General features: G+C 70.5%; 14 protein-coding genes. 7 read left to right on the top strand and 7 right to left on the bottom strand.

Features of this window, described 5'->3' with window-relative positions; all coding sequences use genetic code 11:
• Positions 1-168: 168 nt before the first annotated feature.
• The 5 genes from MT347_RS17395 to MT347_RS17415 form a co-directional block, all read right to left on the bottom strand.
• A complete protein-coding gene (locus MT347_RS17395; protein WP_243502600.1) occupies positions 169-1,209 on the bottom strand; it encodes a zinc-dependent alcohol dehydrogenase family protein in 1,041 nt (346 codons plus the stop codon).
• Positions 1,210-1,369: 160 nt separating this feature from the next.
• A complete protein-coding gene (locus MT347_RS17400; protein WP_243502601.1) occupies positions 1,370-4,219 on the bottom strand; it encodes a discoidin domain-containing protein in 2,850 nt (949 codons plus the stop codon).
• A 289-nt stretch (positions 4,220-4,508) separates the two neighbouring features.
• Positions 4,509-5,888, bottom strand: coding sequence for an adenylosuccinate lyase (gene purB / locus MT347_RS17405; protein ID WP_243502602.1), 1,380 nt, complete (start codon positions 5,886-5,888; stop codon positions 4,509-4,511).
• A 27-nt stretch (positions 5,889-5,915) separates the two neighbouring features.
• A complete protein-coding gene (locus MT347_RS17410) occupies positions 5,916-6,422 on the bottom strand; it encodes a low molecular weight protein-tyrosine-phosphatase (protein ID WP_243502603.1) in 507 nt (168 codons plus the stop codon).
• Positions 6,423-6,752: 330 nt separating this feature from the next.
• Positions 6,753-7,157 carry a phage holin family protein gene (locus MT347_RS17415; RefSeq protein ID WP_243502604.1) on the bottom strand — a complete coding sequence of 135 codons (405 nt, stop codon included), beginning with the start codon at positions 7,155-7,157 and terminating at the stop codon, positions 6,753-6,755.
• Positions 7,158-7,287: 130 nt separating this feature from the next.
• Here MT347_RS17415 and MT347_RS17420 point away from each other — a divergent pair, with 130 nt between their 5' ends.
• The 5 genes from MT347_RS17420 to MT347_RS17440 all read left to right on the top strand — a co-directional run bounded on the left by MT347_RS17420 (position 7,288) and on the right by MT347_RS17440 (position 13,677).
• On the top strand, positions 7,288-8,358 hold the full coding sequence (locus MT347_RS17420; protein WP_243502605.1) for a histidinol-phosphate transaminase: 1,071 nt from the start codon (positions 7,288-7,290) through the stop codon (positions 8,356-8,358).
• 220 nt (positions 8,359-8,578) lie between these two features.
• Positions 8,579-9,709, top strand: a complete 1,131-nt coding sequence (locus MT347_RS17425; RefSeq protein WP_243502606.1) for a thiamine pyrophosphate-dependent enzyme — start codon at positions 8,579-8,581, stop codon at positions 9,707-9,709.
• Positions 9,706-10,683: an alpha-ketoacid dehydrogenase subunit beta gene (locus tag MT347_RS17430; RefSeq protein ID WP_243502607.1), complete on the top strand. Its 978-nt coding sequence runs from the start codon at positions 9,706-9,708 to the stop codon at positions 10,681-10,683. The genes MT347_RS17425 and MT347_RS17430 overlap by 4 nt, the downstream gene beginning before the upstream one ends.
• A 78-nt stretch (positions 10,684-10,761) precedes the next feature.
• The gene (locus MT347_RS17435) at positions 10,762-12,093 is read left to right on the top strand and encodes a dihydrolipoamide acetyltransferase family protein (RefSeq protein WP_243502608.1); all 1,332 of its coding nucleotides are present in this window, start codon (positions 10,762-10,764) and stop codon (positions 12,091-12,093) included.
• 150 nt (positions 12,094-12,243) lie between these two features.
• Positions 12,244-13,677: an SIR2 family protein gene (locus tag MT347_RS17440; RefSeq protein WP_243502609.1), complete on the top strand. Its 1,434-nt coding sequence runs from the start codon at positions 12,244-12,246 to the stop codon at positions 13,675-13,677.
• Positions 13,678-13,940: 263 nt separating this feature from the next.
• Here MT347_RS17440 and MT347_RS17445 read toward each other — a convergent pair whose 3' ends face one another.
• Both MT347_RS17445 and MT347_RS17450 read right to left on the bottom strand, forming a co-directional pair.
• Positions 13,941-14,630, bottom strand: coding sequence for a gamma-glutamyl-gamma-aminobutyrate hydrolase family protein (locus MT347_RS17445; protein ID WP_243502610.1), 690 nt, complete (start codon positions 14,628-14,630; stop codon positions 13,941-13,943).
• A 163-nt stretch (positions 14,631-14,793) separates the two neighbouring features.
• The gene (locus MT347_RS17450) at positions 14,794-15,171 is read right to left on the bottom strand and encodes a hypothetical protein (protein WP_243502611.1); all 378 of its coding nucleotides are present in this window, start codon (positions 15,169-15,171) and stop codon (positions 14,794-14,796) included.
• A gap of 126 nt (positions 15,172-15,297) precedes the next feature.
• Between MT347_RS17450 and MT347_RS17455 the strand changes: the two genes are divergently transcribed.
• Both MT347_RS17455 and MT347_RS17460 read left to right on the top strand, forming a co-directional pair.
• Complete coding sequence (locus MT347_RS17455) at positions 15,298-16,821, top strand: HAMP domain-containing sensor histidine kinase (RefSeq protein WP_243502612.1); 1,524 nt, start codon at positions 15,298-15,300, stop codon at positions 16,819-16,821.
• A gap of 1 nt (position 16,822) precedes the next feature.
• Positions 16,823-17,479: a response regulator transcription factor gene (locus MT347_RS17460; protein WP_243502613.1), complete on the top strand. Its 657-nt coding sequence runs from the start codon at positions 16,823-16,825 to the stop codon at positions 17,477-17,479.
• Positions 17,480-17,531: the final 52 nt, after the last annotated feature.

A 17,531-nucleotide genomic window follows, 5' to 3' on the forward strand; every position in this document is an offset into this window, starting at 1 on the left:
GGGTGAGCGGAGGAGTCTGCGGGCGGAGCTGATCCTCCCGTCGCCGTATCTCCTCCGCTCCGCACCGGACCGCACCGGACCGGACCGGACCTGCACCGCCCCGCCCCGCCCCGCCCCGCACCGAACCGCCCGGCCGAACCGGCCGCGCCGCTCCGGCCGGGCCCGCGCTCAATCGCGCCGCGGGTCCACCATCGTCATGCCCGCGGGTGACGCGGCGTCCATGGTCGGCAGCAACGCGGCGGCTTCGCCGAGGCCGACCACCCGCTCGATGAGCTCCTGCGGCCGCAGGGCGCCGCTCGCGATGAGCGACAGCATCTCGGGGTAGTCCACCGCCGCCATCCCGTGGCTGCCGAGCAGGTCGAGCTCCCACGCGATCACGCGCGCCATGGGCATGGCGCTCATGCCGTCGGACGTGGGCAGCAGGCCGATCTGCACGTGACGGCCCCGACGTCGCAGGCTGAGCACGGCGTCGCGCGCCGTCTGCGCGCTGCCCACCGCGTCGACCGACACGTGGCTCCCGCCGCCGGTGAGCTCGTGCACCGCGGCCGGGATGTCGGATCCGTCGGCCACGACCGCGTGCTCGGCGCCGAGCCGTCGCGCGGCCGTGAGAGCCGCCGGCGTGCGGTCGACCGCGATCACCCGCGCGCCCAGAGCCGCCCCGATCATCACGGCACTCAAGCCCACGCCCCCGGCGCCGACCACCGTGATCCACTCGCCCGCCTGCACGCGCGCGCGACCGGTGAGTGCGCGGTAGGCGGTGGCGAAGCGGCATCCGAGGGCCGCCGCCGCCTCGAACGAGACGCCGTCCGGAATGCGCACGACGTTCGTGTCGGCCGCGCGCAGCACGACCCGCTCGGCGAACGAGCCCCACTGCGTGAACCCGGGCTGCTGCTGGTCGGGGCACACCTGCGCGTTGCCGCTCAGACACCACTCGCACACTCCGCACCCCATGACGAACGGCACGGTGACGCGGTCGCCGACATGCCAGCGCTGCACGCCCGCACCCACCTCGACGATGAGGCCGGCCAGCTCGTGGCCCGGTACGTGCGGGAGGGTGACGTCGTCATGCCCGACCCAGGCGTGCCAGTCGCTCTTGCACAGTCCCGTGGCGAACACCTCGACGACCACTCCGCCGTCCGGCGCGCGCGGCGCCTCGACGTCGCGCACCTCGAGGGGCTCGGCCAGGGCGTCCATGATCATCGCGCGCATGGCATCCATTGTCCCGCCCGGTCGTGCCCCTGGTGTCCGTTCGTCGGCGGGATCGATGCGGCGGGCGCCGTCCGGCGGAGACCGGGGGTGGCAGAACACTCCCGCCCCCGGCGGCGCGACGGTCGGGTCGGTCGCGAGCCGGGGGCGGGAGCGTGGTCGATCAGCGGCAGCTGGCAGCGGCGATCGGCACGGTCTGCGTCCCTCGGACGTCACCGGCCGACGTCGTCACCGTCACCGATCCGCCGTCGATCGCGGCCGCACGCGTCGCCTGCGCGACCGAGGTGGTCGCCCCGGGCTTCATGGCGGTGAGGGTCCGGCTGCCCCAGGGAGAGGTGACCTCGACATCGACCGGCGTCGTCTCGCCGTTGCGCACCGTGGTGACCAGCGTGACGCGCCCGCTGATGCAGCGCGAGGTCACCGTGGCGGTGGCCTTGGGCGGTACCACGACCTCGGGCACGAGGATCTCGGGGATCTTCAGGTACGACCCCGGGGTGGCGAAGGTCAGGCGCAGCCCGGTGGCGCGCACCGGCTCGAAGCTCAGGACAGTCTTGGCGTTGTTCACCACCGCGGGTGCGGCACCGATCGGGGTCACCGGCGTCCACACGCCGTCCGCGGTACGGTACTCGGCGCTCACGCCGGTCACCTTGCCCTCGGTGTTGGTGAACTCCACGCCGCCGATCCCGCGAGCGGTCCCGGTGGTCAGGGTGAACGTCGAGCTGTCCTTGAGGGCGGTGTCGCTCCAGGTCGACCACGACGTCCCCCGTCGGCCGTCGCAGGCGAGGTTCGGCGTCATGGTCTCGTAGCGGGTCTGCCAGAACGAGGCGGTCACCGTGGCGTCGGCCGCGCGGCAGACGTTGGGCACGCCGGCCTGACCCCAGATGGACACCTCGGCGATCGACTGCCACGTGTTCGTCTGCGTGGTCATCCGCAGGCGCAGCGCGCTCATCGGGGCGAGCGCCCGGGTGTCGAGGGTGACGACGGGCGCGGGCTTCGTGGCATCCTGGGCGACGGTCGCGGCCACCTGCGAGGTGACCCACGCGCCGTTCGCGTCGCGATACTGCACTTCGATGCGCGACGGCCACGTCGCGGTGGCGCCGTCCTTGTAGGTGTCGACGACGATCGAGTCGATGGCGCGCGCGCTGTCCCACTCGAACGACAGCCAACTGTCGCGCGGGTAGCCGGTGCTCGACCAGTCGTCCCATCCCTTCGAGACCCGGCCGTCGATCACCGTGCGGGCGAGATCGTTGCGATGGGATGCCGAGACCGCGGCCTCGGGCGCGATCTGCACGATGCCGGGCTCGTCGACGACGACGGTGCGGGTGAAGGTGCGACCGGCGGTGAAGTCGGCATCCGCGGCGAGGGTGCCCGTGAGTGTGCGGGTGCCGAGGCGTCCGGTGTCGAGCGACGACCAGGTCACGCCCACGTCGGTGCTCCGCCCGTCCACCTCCACCGAGACGGTGGCCGGCAGGGCGGCGGTCGACCCGCGACGGACGGTGTCGGGGAGGCGGTCGTCGACGACCTTCCACGTGCCGTGGCCGAAGCCCTTGTCATCCCAGTACGAGGCGTTCCATCCCGTGCCGTAGCGCGCGGGGTCCTCCGCCGCGGGGTTGTGCATCTCGAGACGCCCGTTCTCGCCCACGGTGAGCGGGAGCCAGACGTAGGTGGAGTCGGATTTGCCCTCGTTCCACCGGTCGCCCATGTAGACGAACTTGCCCGGTTCGAGCTCGAACACGTTCGTCGTCTGCGAACCGAAGGTCGTTCTCCGCGCGTCGCCGATCGAGAGCAGCCCGTCGCCGCCGTCGGGGATGGCGTTGTACGACACCGTCTCGTTCACGTCGTTCGGCTCGATGCCGCGGATCCACGTGCCCATCAGATCCTGCGTCGTGTAGTACGTCTGCGGGTTGGGTGCCCATCCGGTCGCGCCCGAGGTGACGACGCTGTAGGTGCCGTCACGCTCGAAGATCGCGGGGGCCTCGAGGTGGCCGCACTCCTTGACGATCTGGAAGTCCTCACCCCGTACCGGCGCCTCGGGGGTGCCGTCGGCGAAGACGTACGGGTAGCGGCCGTCCTCGGAGTACTGCTTCACGTCGAGGGTGTCGCTGTCGGTCGTGTGGGTGACGTTCGTGTAGCTGTCGTCGAGCTCGGCGACGTAGAGGCTGTAGTTCTCCTCCGACGAGTACGAGATGTACGCCTTGCCGTCGTCGTCCTTGAACACGGTCATGTCACGCGCCTGGCCGGGCACGGCGTACTGCGTGCACGCCTGGTAGTTCGAGCGGTTCGGCATGCGGAAGGCGCCCGTCATGCGGAACGGTCCGGCGGGGGAGTCCGACACGGCCACGGCAGCCATCGAGCGCGCGTAGGTGCTGCCACCGGGCTCGATGCGTCCGTCGGCGTGCCACCACATGACCCACTGGCCGGTCTTCTCGTTCTGCAGCACCTTGGGTCGCTCGAAGATGGCCGTGTAATCGGATTCCCGCGTCGAGTTCAAGTGGTACGCGAGGGCGTCGATCTTGTCGTTGCGGGGCTGGCCGGCATCGTCGACGGTGTCGTACAGGTCTTCGAAGTAGGGCGTCAGCAGGTCGTCGCGCGTGCTGATGCTGCGCAGGGCGTCGCCGAGGTTGGTCCAGTTCTTGGCATCCGTCGACCGGTACACCGCGACGCCGGGGCTGTTCCAGTAGCCGTTCGTGCGGTCTTCCCCGTACCAGTAGTAGACGGTCTGGCCGTTCTCCTCGGTCGTCACGACCTGACCGCCGTGCGCCTGGATGTGACGCCCATCGGTGTCGTACCACTTCGGCTGGAAGTAGTCGGCGGCGCTCATGCCAGGGTCGGCGAGGGGCTGGAACTTGTCGTAGGTCACCGGTGGATCGATCCGCGGCACCCCGTCGTTCGGGTTCGTCGGCACGCCCGTGGCGGCGACCGCCGCGAGCGGGGATGCCAGGGCGGCGGCCAGAACAGCGGCCGTCGCGGCCGCCAGAAGGCGGCGAGCGGTCAGGGGGCGTCGATGCGTCATCGCGTCTTTTCCGATCCGCGCCGCGACGATGCGGCGCACGGGTGACCCAGGGGTCGGGGGATGTTGACGTCAACATTGTATGTCGCGGATCGCCGCAGAGTCCAGGCATTTCTGCGGGGACAGTGTGGTGCGTCCCGATCGTCGGCGGGATGAGGCGCCGTCGCGCGGGCCGCGCGCGCCCACCAGCTCGAGTGTCCAAGACCCCCGGACGCGCAGGAGGATCGTCCGGGTGTTGTGGACACACAAAGCGAAAGGGCGCAGCGCAGCGCAGCCCCGCGCCGGTCGCGCGCTACAGCGAGTCGACCACCCGCGACGCCAGTCCGGCGTACGCCGCGGGCGTGAGCGCGAGCAGGCGCTGCTTCGCGGCGTTGCCGATGTCGAGGCCGCGGACGAACTCGGCCAGCTCGGGCGCGCCGACACGGCGACCGCGCGTGAGGTCCTTCAGCAGGGCGTACGGGTCGGTGATCTGCGAGCGGCCGGCGGCGATCTCGGCGCGCACCACCGTCTGGATGGCTTCGGCGAGCACCTCCCAGTTCACGTCGAGGTCGGCCAGCAGCACGTCTTCGGCGAGCGAGATCTCGGTGAGCCCGCGCTGCAGGTTGTCGAGAGCGAGCAGCGAGTGCCCGAAAGCGACGCCGATGTTGCGCTGCGTCGTGGAGTCGGTCAGGTCGCGCTGCAGCCGGCTGGTCACGAGGGTGGATGCCAGGGTGCTGAAGAGTCCGCCGGCGATCTCGAGGTTCGCCTCGGCGTTCTCGAAGCGGATCGGGTTGATCTTGTGCGGCATCGTCGACGACCCGGTGGCCCCGGCGACCGGGATCTGCGTGAAGTAGCCGAGCGAGATGTACGTCCAGATGTCGGTGGCGAGGTTGTGCAGGATGCCGCCCGCATGACGCGCGCGGTCGTACAGCTCGACCTGCCAGTCGTGCGACTCGATCTGCGTCGTCACCGGGTTGAAGCCGAGGCCGAGCGACTCGATGAACGTACGGGTGAGCTCCGGCCAGTCGACGTCGGGCTCGGCGGCGACGTGCGCCGACCAGGTGCCGGTCGCTCCCGAGAACTTCGCGAGGTACTCGCCGGCATCCAGCTGACGGATGACGCGCTCGAGGCGCCACGCGAAGACACCGATCTCTTTGCCCATGGTGGTGGGCGTGGCCGGCTGGCCGTGGGTGCGCGACAGCATCGCGGCATCGCGGTGCTCGACCGCGAGCGCGGCGAGAGCGGCCGTGACCGAGCGGAGCTTGGGCAGCCACACGCGCTCCACCGCGCGCTGCACGGTGAGGGCGTAGGCGGTGGAGTTGATGTCTTCACTGGTGCAGGCGAAGTGCGTCAGCTCGGCGAGCCCGGTCAGCCCGAGGGTGTCGAGTCGGTCGCGTACGAGGTACTCGACCGCCTTCACGTCGTGCCGCGTGACAGCTTCCTTGTCTGCGAGCCAGGCGATCTCGTCGGCGCCGAAGTCCTCGTACAGCCCGCGCAGTCTCGCGCGGTCGGCGTCGGACACCGGCGAGGTGCCGAAGAGCGAGCGGTCGGTCAGGGCGAGCAGCCACTCGACCTCGACCTCGACGCGGGCACGGTTCAGGCCCGCCTCCGACAGGTAGTCGCCGATCTCGGACACGGTGGCGAAGTACCGTCCGTCGAGCGGGCTGAGGGGCTGCGGAGGCAGAGAGGACACGGGTCTCCCGAAGGTCGCGCGGAAAGGTCAGCCCGCGGAGCGGATGGCGGGCTCGAGCTGCCGGAACAGAGCGCGGCTGGCCCGTTCGATCATACCGAGCACCTCGTCGAACATCGGGGCCCCGGCGTAGTACGGGTCGGGCACATCGAGGGTCTCGGCATCCGGGAGGAACGACTGCAGGAGAGCGATCTTGTCGGTGTCGTCGTCTCCCTGGGCCCAGCCGCGCAGCACCCGTTCGTGGCTGCGATCGAGGGCGACGACGAGGTCGTTGCGCGTGAAGTCGGCGTACTGGAACTGCCGGGCGCGGTGGGTGGCCCCGTCGTATCCGAGGCGGTCGAGGGCCGCGAGGGTGCGGTGGTCGGCACGTTCGCCGACGTGCCAGTCGCCCGTTCCGGCCGAGCTCGACGAGACGCGCGCACCGAGGCCCGCGCTCTCGGCGAGGTGGCGGAAGACCACGTCGGCCATCGGCGACCGGCAGATGTTGCCGCTGCAGACGAAGACGACGCGGAAGGGCGCGTCGGCGTTCGCGGTCATCCATCCATCATGGCGGGGACACGCCGCGTCCGCACCCGTCGATTCCGGGCGGAGGAGGCTGAGCCTGTCGAAGCCTCCGGCTTTGCGCGGGTCGCGGCCCCTTCGACGGGCTCGGGGGCCTGGGCTGCGCGCGGGGGTTATGGGCGGAGGAGGCTGAGCCTGTCGAAGCCTCCGGCTTTGCGCGGGTTCCGGCCCCTTAGACGGGCTCGGGGGCCTGGGCTGCGCGCGGGGATTGTGGGTGGAGGAGGCTGAGCCTGTCGAAGCCTCCGGGGCGCGTGGGTCCCTTCAGCGGGCTCAGGGACCTGGGTCGTGCGACGCGACCGGCACGGTTCAGCGCCGCTCGCGCTCCTCGCGCCGGGGGCGGAGGATGCCGCCGAGCACGGCGTTGATGAGGCCGATCAGGAGAGCCGCCACGACCGTGAGCCAGAACTCCCCGGTGCGAAGGCCCCAGTCCCAGTTCTCGGTGATCACCGCCGTCAGCCAGAGCAGGAAACCGTTGATGATCAACGAGATCAACCCCAGCGTGAGGATGTAGAGCGGAATGGCGACGATCTTGACCACCGTGCCCACGATGGTGTTCACGAGCGCGAAGATCAGGCCGACCAGCAGCAGCGTGAGCAGCACCTGCAGCCACTCGCCGGGGGCGAAGGGGATGAGGCGCACCTGCAGCGCGGGCAGCAGGGTGACGATCCAGATGGCGAAGGCGTTGACGGCGACGCGGACGACGAAGCGCATGCCCCCATCGTGGCACGTGGACGCGGTCCCGCCGAGGGTGTGCGCGGCGCGGTGAACGGCCGCGGCCGGGGGAGGAGGAGTCGGAAAGAGGGACTGACGAACCCGTGGGCCCCGCGGTTAGGCTCGCGGGGTGAGTGACGAGCCGGTTCTGCCCCGTATCCGCCCCGAGATCGCCGCGCTGCCCGCGTATCGACAGGGCCGGCAGGCCAGCCCCGATTCGTTCAAGCTCTCGAGCAATGAGAACCCCTTCGAGCCCCTCCCCGGCGTGCTCGAGGCGGTCCACGCCGCGGGTGCGTTCAACAGATACCCGGATGCCACGGCCGCACGCCTGCGCGAACGGCTGGCCGCGCGCTCCGGCGTCTCGCCCGACGAGGTGCACGTCGGCGCCGGCAGCGTCTCGCTGCTCGCGCAGCTGCTGCTGGCGACCTCCGGCCCCGGCGACGAGGTCGTCTACGCGTGGCGCTCCTTCGAGGCCTACCCGTCGCTCGTCGCGGTGACCGGGGCGACGAGCGTGCAGGTGCCGCTGACCGCCGACGCGCGTCACGATCTGCCGGCCATGGCCGCGGCCGTCACCGACCGCACACGGCTGGTGATCGTGTGCAGCCCCAACAATCCCACCGGTCCGACCGTCGGCTACGACGAGTTCGCCGCGTTCGTCGACGAGGTGCCGCGCGACGTGCTCATCGTGCTCGACGAGGCGTACGCCGAGTTCGTCACCGACCCGACCTCGGTCGAGGGTGCTCGCGTGCGCGCGGTGCTGGACCGCCCCAACGTGGTCGTGCTCCGCACGTTCTCCAAGGCGTACGGCCTGGCGGGCCTGCGCGTCGGTTACGCCATCGGCAACGAGTCCGTCCTCAACGCCGCCCGCAGCACCGCGATCCCGCTGTCGGTCACCGCCGCCGGCGAAGCGGCCGCCCTGTCGAGCCTGGATGCCGAGAGCGAACTCCTCCACCGCGTCAAGGTCATCGCCGAGCGTCGCGACCGCCTGGTCGACCGCCTGCGCGAGACCGGATGGGATGTGCCCGACGCGCAGGGCAACTTCGTGTGGCTCGCCGCGGGTGAGCGCACGCTCGAGGTCGCCGGCGCGTTCGAGGCCGCGGGCCTCATCGTCCGCCCGTTCGCGGGCGACGGCATCCGCATCTCCATCGGCGAAGAAGAATCGCTCGACCGCGTCGTCGAGGTCGCCGCCGCACAGCGCTGACGCGCGACGCGCGCTCGTCGCCGGCCCGATCCCGGTCGCTTCGACAGGCTCAGCCACCTCGCGTGCGTCGCGGGGGAGGTTCCTGAGCTCGTCGAAGGGACCGGGAACCGACTCGGCGTCGCGAGCGCGGCATCCGTTTGTCCGACGTCAACGGCGGATTCCGTCATCCGTTGTGGACCTCATGCGGTCGTCCGCATGGGTCGGGCGTTAGCGTGGGGACATGACCCCGCTCGACGATCCCGCTCTCGTGCGCGTTCTGGCAGCCGACGGCACGCTGGCGCCCACGCCCGCGGCCGAGCGCTACCTGCCGCTCATCGACGCCCTGACCGACGCCGAACTCGAGACGTTCTATCGCGACATGGTCTCGATCCGCGCCTTCGACGTGCAGGCCACCAACCTGCAGCGCCAGGGCCAGCTGGCCCTGTGGCCGCCGTCGTTCGGGCAGGAGGCCGCGCAGGTCGGCTCCGCCCGCGCCGCGCGTGCGCAGGATCACGTCTTCCCCTCGTACCGCGAGCACGTGGTCACCCGCATCCGCGGCGTCGACCCGCTCGACATCATCCGGCTCATGCGCGGACTCACGCACGGCGGGTGGGACCCGTCCGACCCCAAGAACGGCAACACCCACATCTACACGCTCGTCCTCGGCGCGCAGACGCTGCACGCCACGGGGCTCGCGATGGGTCTGGTGTTCGACGGCAAGACGGCCACGGGTGACCCCGAGCGCGACGAGGCCGTCATCGTCTACTACGGCGACGGCGCGTCCAGCCAGGGCGACGTGCACGAGGCCATGGTCTTCGCCGCGAGCTTCCAGACCCCCGAGGTGTTCTTCCTGCAGAACAACCAGTGGGCCATCTCGGTGCCCGTCTCGACGCAGTCGCGCTCGCCGCTGTACAAGCGCGGCGAGGGCTACGGCATCCCGAGCCTCCAGGTCGACGGCAACGACGTCCTCGCCAGCTACGCCGTGTCGAAGGTCGCGCTCGACGAAGCGCGGGCCGGCGGCGGTCCTCGCGCGATCGAGGCGATGACCTACCGCATGGGCGCTCACACCACCAGCGACGACCCCACGAAGTACCGCACCTCCGACGAGGAGCAGTCGTGGGGCCGGCGCGACCCGATCGCGCGCCTCCGCGCGTTCCTCGAGGGGCGCGGCGCGCCGCAGCAGTTCTTCGACGACGCGGATGCCGAAGGTGCCGCCCTGGCGCACGACGTGCGCGTGCGCACCAACGAGCTCGGGTCGATCCCCCGGGCCCACATGTTCGAGAGCGTCTACTCCGAGGCGCACGCGCTCCTTCAGGAGGAGCAGCGTTGGCTCGACGACTACGAGACGTCGATGGACGGGGACGCCCAGTGACCGAGAACCTTCCGATCAGCCGCGCACTGAACGCCGGCCTTCGCCGCGCCCTCGAGACGAACGACCGCGTCCTGTTGATGGGCGAGGACATCGGCCCGCTCGGCGGCGTGTTCCGGGTGACCGAGGGACTGCAGAAGGACTTCGGTGCCCGCCGCGTCATCGACTCCCCGCTGGCGGAGTCGGGCATCGTCGGCACCGCCATCGGCCTCGCGATGGGCGGGTTCCGCCCCGTGCTGGAGATCCAGTTCGACGGGTTCGTCTTCCCCGCGTTCGACCAGATCACCTCGCAGCTCGCCAAGCTCACGAACCGCCACGAGGGCGCGCTGCAGATGCCCGTCGTCATCCGCATCCCGTACGGCGGGCACATCGGCGCCGTCGAGCACCACCAGGAGAGTCCCGAGGCGTACTTCACGCACACCCCGGGTCTCCGCGTGGTCAGCCCCTCGAACGCGAACGACGCCTACTGGATGATCCAGCAGGCGATCGATTCACCCGACCCGGTCGTCTTCTTCGAGCCCAAGGCGAAGTACTGGCAGAAGGGCGACGTCGACACGTCGGCGCCGGCCCTGCCGCTGCATGCCAGCCGCGTCGTGCGCCGCGGCACCGACGTGACCCTCGTCGGTCACGGCGCGATGGTGACGACGCTGCTGCAGGCGGCGGCGCTCGCCGAGAGCGAGGGCACGAGCTGCGAGGTCATCGACCTGCGGTCGCTGTCGCCGGTCGACTACGGGCCGCTGCTCGACTCCGTGCGTCGCACGGGTCGCATGGTCTACGCGCAGGAGGCACCGGGCTTCACCTCGCTCGGTTCCGAGATCGCCGCGACCGTCATGGAGAAGGCGTTCTTCGCGCTCGAGGCGCCCGTGCTGCGGGTCTCCGGCTTCGACGTGCCCTTCCCGCCCGCGAAGCTCGAGGGCGTATACCTGCCCGACGCCGACCGCATCCTCGAGGCCGTCGACCGGTCTCTGGCCTACTGACCCGCTGCCCTCCCGCCCACCGGACATTCCGTTGCGGCGACGCCGGTGCAATGCTGGCTCCCGAGTAAAGGACACACCGTGACCGATCAGACCTTCGTTCTCCCCGATGTCGGAGAAGGCCTCACCGAGGCCGAGATCGTGCAGTGGCGCGTCGCGCCGGGTGACACCGTCGCCGTCAACGACGTGATCGTGGAGATCGAGACCGCCAAGTCGCTCGTCGAGCTACCCTCGCCCTACTCGGGCACGGTCGGCGAGCTGCTGGCATCCGAGGGGGCCACCGTCGAGGTCGGCGCCCCGATCATCACGATCGGCTCCGCGGATGCCGCATCCCCGGCGCCCTCCGCCCCGACCACGGTCCCCGAGCCCAGCGACCCGGGCGGCGCCGTGCTCGTCGGCTACGGCACCGGTGGCGCGGTGTCGTCGCGGCGGCGCAAGCCCGCTGAGCGTCCGGTCGCGGCCTCCGTCGGCGTCGTCGCCAAGCCCCCGATCCGCAAGCTCGCGCGCGACCTGGGCGTCGACCTGTCGGCCGTGCCGCCGAGCGGTCCCGCCGGCGAGGTGACCCGCGACGACGTGGTGAAGCACGCCGAGCAGGCCAGCGTGTTCCGCAACATCGAGACGCCCGCGTGGGGCGACGTGCGCGAGGAGACGATCACCGTTTCCGCCCCGGCCGCGCCGGCTCCCGTCGCGACGACCGGGCCCGTCACCGACGCGCGCGAGGAGTCGATCCCCGTCCGCGGTGTGCGCAAGGCCACAGCCAACGCGATGACCTCGAGCGCGTACTCGGCCCCGCACGTGTCGGTGTGGGTCGACGTCGACGCCTCGCGCACCATGGAGCTCGTCAAGCGCCTCAAGGCCTCGGCCGACTTCGCCGACGTCAAGATCTCGCCGCTGCTGATCATGGCCCGCGCCGTGATCTGGGCCCTGCGCCGCACGCCCATGATCAACGCCGCGTGGGTCGACACCGAAGACGGCGCGCAGATCAGCGTGCGTCACTACGTCAACCTCGGCATCGCCGCCGCGACCCCGCGGGGCCTGCTCGTGCCGAACATCAAGGACGCGCAGGGCATGAACACGCGCGAGCTGGCCAAGGCGCTCGAGCACCTCACGCTCACGGCCCGCGAGGGCAAGACGAGCCTCGCCGACCAGTCCGGCGGCACGTTCACGATCACCAACATCGGCGTGTTCGGAGTGGATGCCGGTACCCCGATCATCAACCCCGGTGAGGCCGGCATCATCGCCCTCGGCGCGATCCGTCAGAAGCCGTGGGTCGTCGACGGCGAGGTGCGCCCTCGCTGGGTGACCACGGTGTCGGGCTCGTTCGACCACCGCGTGGTCGACGGCGACGGGATCTCCCGCTTCATCGCCGATGTGGCATCCGTGCTGGAGGAGCCGGCGCTGCTGTTGGACTGAGGATCGGATGCATCATGCCGGTGCGATCTCACCGGGGGAGTTGGTGCGCAGCTCGTGCGCTTTCGCGCGTGCCACGAATTATCGAGTCCGAGTTTCAACAGGTGTTCAGGATCTGTGCGACAAGTTGTCGCCCTGCGGCATGATGAGCCGATGAGTGCACCGGATCTGTCGGCGGAGCTGATGGCGGCCTTCCGAGAGTGCGGGGCCGAGAAGCACACGACCCTGTTGCTCGGCGCCGGCGCCTCGACGACCTCCGGGCTACCCGGATGGGACGAACTGGTCACTCGACTCCTGGTGGGGAGCAAGGCGGTCGCAGACGAACGCGCCGCCGGGCTTCTTCTCGACAGGCAGGACCCACTCATCGTCGTTGAGGCCGCCAAGGCGGGGTTCGAAGCCCGCCAGTGGGAAAGCAAGGTACGCGCCGCTCTGTACTCCGGCGTGACCTCGCTCTCGTCCTCGGCATTGCATCTCGCTGTTGCGGCCCATGCCCTTCAGGGCAAGGCCGACGACACAAGTCTGGCGACGCTCAATTTCGACGCCCTCCTTGAGGATGCACTTCGGGAGGTGGCGCTGGCCGAGGTCAGATCTGTGACCGACTCCCACGAGCGGCCGCCAGACTATGCAGTTCATCATCTGCACGGTGTTGTGGATCCGACGGGCTCGTTTGATGTGGTCTTGACACTGACGGACTTCCTCGAGGTGCTCGCCGCGAGCGACGCGTGGCAGAAGGTCTACCTCCGAGATGCGCTTGCGCGGGGTGCGCTGATCATCGCGGGGACGTCCTATCGAGACCCCGATGTCCGCCAATGGCTGCATGCCGCGGGCAAAGAAGCGCCGGAAGGGCACTCGGCCGTCGTCCTCCTGGCGCGCCAGGGCTTTGCGGTGTCGCGGTCCGAGTTCGTGGCTCTGGAAGCAGCACTGGAGCGACAATGGCAAGCGGTAGGCCTGAGGCCGGTTCTTCTCAACGATCATGCCGACGCTGCACAGGTGATTCGGGAGCTTCGATACGTCAATCAGCCTGGATACCTTGCCCCTAAGGAACGCGCTGAGCGGCTATGGCACATCCATCGCGAACGCTTCGAGTCGCTGCAGAACGGGTACGTTGATGCTCTCAGGGGAGACGCGCGGCGAATGAAGTCTGCCCTCGACGTCGACGAATTGAACATCACGCTATGGCTCGCCGACGGTGCGGGAACTGTCGTTCGATGGGCGTCCGGTGACCGCGTTCATCTGGATCGCGACGGCCTCCGGGCCGTCGAGATCGGCTTCGACAGTCCGTGGATCGCGGGCCAGGCTCTGGGTGCGGATACCGTGCTCATACAAGATCTCGACACGACTCTCATCCGTCGGTGGAAGTCCGTGCTTGCGGCTCCGATCATCGTGGACTTTCCGGACCATCCACCGATGACGTTGGCAGCGCTGACAATCGGACTGCCTGACAGCGCCGCTCGATTCGAGTCATCGACTGTCATGTGGCAGGACGCATTCTCGAATCTCGCCAACGAGTGGGGTGCGCGGATCGGTTCTGTTCTCACTGACCGTGACAGCGGTAGCATCATTAGAAGGGAAAGCGAGGCTCCGTGACGAACAACAGCAGCTCCTTTCAGAGCATCGGCAACGGTGTGTATCGCGTGGGCGGAGTGAGGCGGGACGCGATCACTGGCCGGTTCCTCACAGGATCTGCCTCGGTCTCGCGGCGATCGGGCATGACGGAGCGCGATATTCCCGCCAGACGCCAGACGCCACCTCCTCGCTGACATCTCCGCTGCTGACGATCGGCCCGACTGGCAGGTCCCGCTGAATCGCGCTGCCGGTGGACGTGCTGCGATGGCGCGTGCGCCTGCGAACTACGCCGTGCTCGCGGTGAGCAGCGCCGCCATCGCCGGCACGAGTTGACGGTCCGCCGACAGCGGGTGCTCGAGGTGCCACTGATACGCCCACACGGGGAGTTCCCTGTGGCGCACGGCCTCGATGGTGCCGTCGGCGGCGCGAGCCGTGGCATCCAGTCCCTCTCCCAGGCGGTCGACCGACTGGTGGTGGCTGCACAGGAGGTCGCCGGCCGCGGAGATCGGGTCGGGGCGGTCGAAGCGGACGGCGGTGGCGACGAACGGATCTCCGACCGAGCCGCGGTGGCCCGCGATGTCCTGGTGCAGGGTGCCGCCGAGGGCGACGTTGACGAGCTGCATCCCGCGGCAGATGCCGAGCAGGGGGCGCCCGGCGGCGACGGTGTCACGGATGACGGCCAGCTGGGCCTCGTCAGCCGCGGTGTCGTAGGGGGTCCAGCGCGGCCGGAGATCGGGCGACCCGTACGCCTGCGGGTCGACGTCCTCGCCGCCGAGGATGACGACGACGTCGGCGCGGCGGGCGGCGTCGAGCAGGGTGTCGAGGGACTCATCGGCCGCGGGGCGGAGATCGACGTCCCACCCGGCTGCGCGCAGGGCCGTGACGGCACCGCCGTTGAGATCATCGAGCAGCGCTTGGTAGTGCGGGGCGTCCGGGCGGGTGTCGCGGATGTGGACGAGAGCGGCTGACGGCATCGGGTTCCTCGGGAAGAGCGGGGGAGAGCTCCAGGATGCCAGGACTCGGCGGCCCGCGAAGATCGTCCGGGGGGACGCGCGCGCGACGGCGTCCCCGCGCAACGGGCTCGATTCGCAGACGGGACGGTGTCCCCGGCCTCCCCTTCCGTCGCGACCCCGAGAATCAGTCGTCGTCGCCGTCGTCCCCATCGTCGTCGACGTCATCATCCGAGTCATCGTCGTCATCGGCCGGCGAGACCGGCACCGGTGCCGGAGGATCGACCGGCTGCGGCGCGGCCGGTGCGACCGGCTGCGGGGCGGCGGGGGCCGCCGGTTGCTCCGGGGCTGCGGGCGCCTGCTCGGTGGGGATCGCGGACGGATCGACGTCGGGCGTCGGCGCCGGAGTGGCCGGGGCGGGTCCGCCGGTGAGCGTGCCGCCGGGGAGGACGCGCTCGGTCGAGGTGCGCGGCTCGAACGCGGCGGCGACGGCTGCGGTCGCGCCGATCGCTCCGAAGGCGGCGACGGCGATGAGGGCGGTGCCGATCCAAGCGCGACGAGACATTCGAGGACTCCATCCGTGGTGAGGTGATTCGAGCCTGTCGCTCGCCGGTAAGGGCGCGGGAAGACGATCGTGAGAGCCTTCTTATTTCGTCGGCCCCCGCGGCATCCCCCCGTCATACTGAAGCGCATGGGATCGGCGCCCGCCTCTGCAACAGGCGGCGGGTGGACCGTTCGCACGCGCATCGTCGTGGTCATCACCGTGGTCGCCGCGATCGGCCTGATGTCGGTCGGCGCCGCCGTCTACCTGGTCGAGCGCACCCGCATCCTGGCGGCCGTCGACACCCGTCTGGAGGCGGCCCTGGAGTCGGCCCGGGCCCTCGTCGCGGCGGGGAACGGGGAAGCGGCCTGGACGTCGTCGACCGCGGCTCTCGAAGCCACGGTCACGCGCATCAGCCCCGACGACAACACCGGTGCCCTCGGCGTCATCGACGGAGTGGCCGCCTTCATCCCGGGGGTGCCGCTCGACGTCGATCTGCAGTCCGCGCCCGGCTTCGTGCCCCACGTCACCTCGGTGACCCAGGGCGACCCCGTCATCGGCACGTACGCCGAAGAGGGGGTCGCCTGGCGTTATCTCGCCGCTCCGATCGCGGTCGAGGGATCACCGCCGCCCTCTTCGGTGATGTTCATCACGGCCTACGACCTCGAGGGCGAACTCGCCGAGATCGACGACGCCGCCCGCGTGTACCTCGTCGCCGCCGCGATCGCCCTCGTCGTCATCGCGGCCAGCGCCGGTCTCGTCGCCGCGCGGCTGCTCCAGCCCCTGCGTCGCATGCGCGAGACCGCCGCCCGCGTGTCGGCGCGCTCCCTCGCCGAACGACTCCCGGTCGAGGGCAACGACGACGTGAGCGCGCTCGCCGCCACGATGAACGACATGCTCGACCGCCTCGACAGCGCGCTCGGTGCCCAGCGCACGCTCCTCAGCGACGTCGGACACGAGCTGAAGACCCCGGTGACCATCGTCAGCGGTCACCTCGACGTGATGGACGTGGACGACCCCGCCGACGTGCGATCCACCCGCGCCCTCGCTCTGGACGAGCTGTCGAGGATGGGGCGTCTCATTCAGGACCTCACCCAGGAAGCGGCCCTGCGCGGGCCGAGCCCACTTCGCCTGCAGACGACCGACATGGCGGCGCTCGTCGAGCAGGTCGCCGTGAAGGTACGGGGCATCGAGGGGGCGACGGTGCGGCTGGGCACGCTCGCCCCGGTCCACGCGGTCGTCGACCGGGCGCGGATCACGCAGGCTCTGCTGCAACTGGCGCAGAACGGCGTGAGCCACGGTGGCAGCGATCTCGTCCTGGGAGTGCGGCGAAGCGGCGAGATGCTCGACCTGTACGTCCGGGACCACGGCCACGGGGTGCCCGTCGACCAGCGCGAGCGCGTTTTCGAGCGCTTCCACCGGGGAGCGGCTGACGACGGACGCGGCGGCAGCGGTCTCGGTCTCAACATCGTGGCGGCCATCGCCGACAATCACGGCGGCACGGCGACCGTGCGGGACCCGGCGAACGGACCGGGGGCCGAGTTCGTGTTGACCGTCCCGCTCGTCTCCGACACCTCGTCCGACACCGGGAACGCCCCCGCCGCACCCATCCCGATCCCCCCGCGGCCGCCGCTGCCCCGCCGCACCCCCGCTCTCGATCGCCCGGAGGACTGACGTGGCATCCATCCTCATCGTCGACGACGAAACCCGCATCTCGTCCTTCATCGACAAGGGCCTGCGCTCGGCGGGCTACGCGACCCGCGTCACCGGCGACGGCCGCGAGGCCCTCGGACTCGCCCTCTCGGGGGAGTTCGACCTCGTCGTGCTCGACGTCAACCTGCCCGGGATGACGGGGTTCGAGGTGCTGGAGCAGCTTCGCGGTTCGGGCTCCGCCGTGCCCGTCATCATGCTGACCGCCCGAGTCGAGCTCGAAGACACCGTGGCGGGTCTGGAGGGGGGAGCCGACGACTACCTCGGAAAGCCCTTCCGATTCGACGAACTGGTCGCCCGCATCCGGCTGCGCATCCGACGGGAGCCGGCGGCGAAAGGGTTGGAACTGCAGCACCGCGACATCGTGCTCGACGTGCGTCAGCGCACGGCCTCCGTCGCGGGCAGGGAGATCGTGCTGTCGGCGCGCGAGTTCGCGCTCGCCGAGGAGCTCGTGCGCCACCCCGGTCAGGTGCTCAGCCGCGAGCAGCTGCTCAGCCGGGTGTGGGGCTTCGACTTCGACCCCGGATCGAACGTCGCCGACGTCTACATCGGCTACCTCCGCCAGAAGCTGGGCGCGGATCGCATCGAGACGGTCCGTGGGGCGGGGTATCGGCTGGTGTGAGCGGCGCGGCCAGCCGGCGGGCGGCGGACGGCGCGGGGTGTGACCGACAGGC

This window comes from Microbacterium sp. VKM Ac-2923, assembly GCF_022815605.1.
GTDB lineage: Bacteria > Actinomycetota > Actinomycetes > Actinomycetales > Microbacteriaceae > Microbacterium.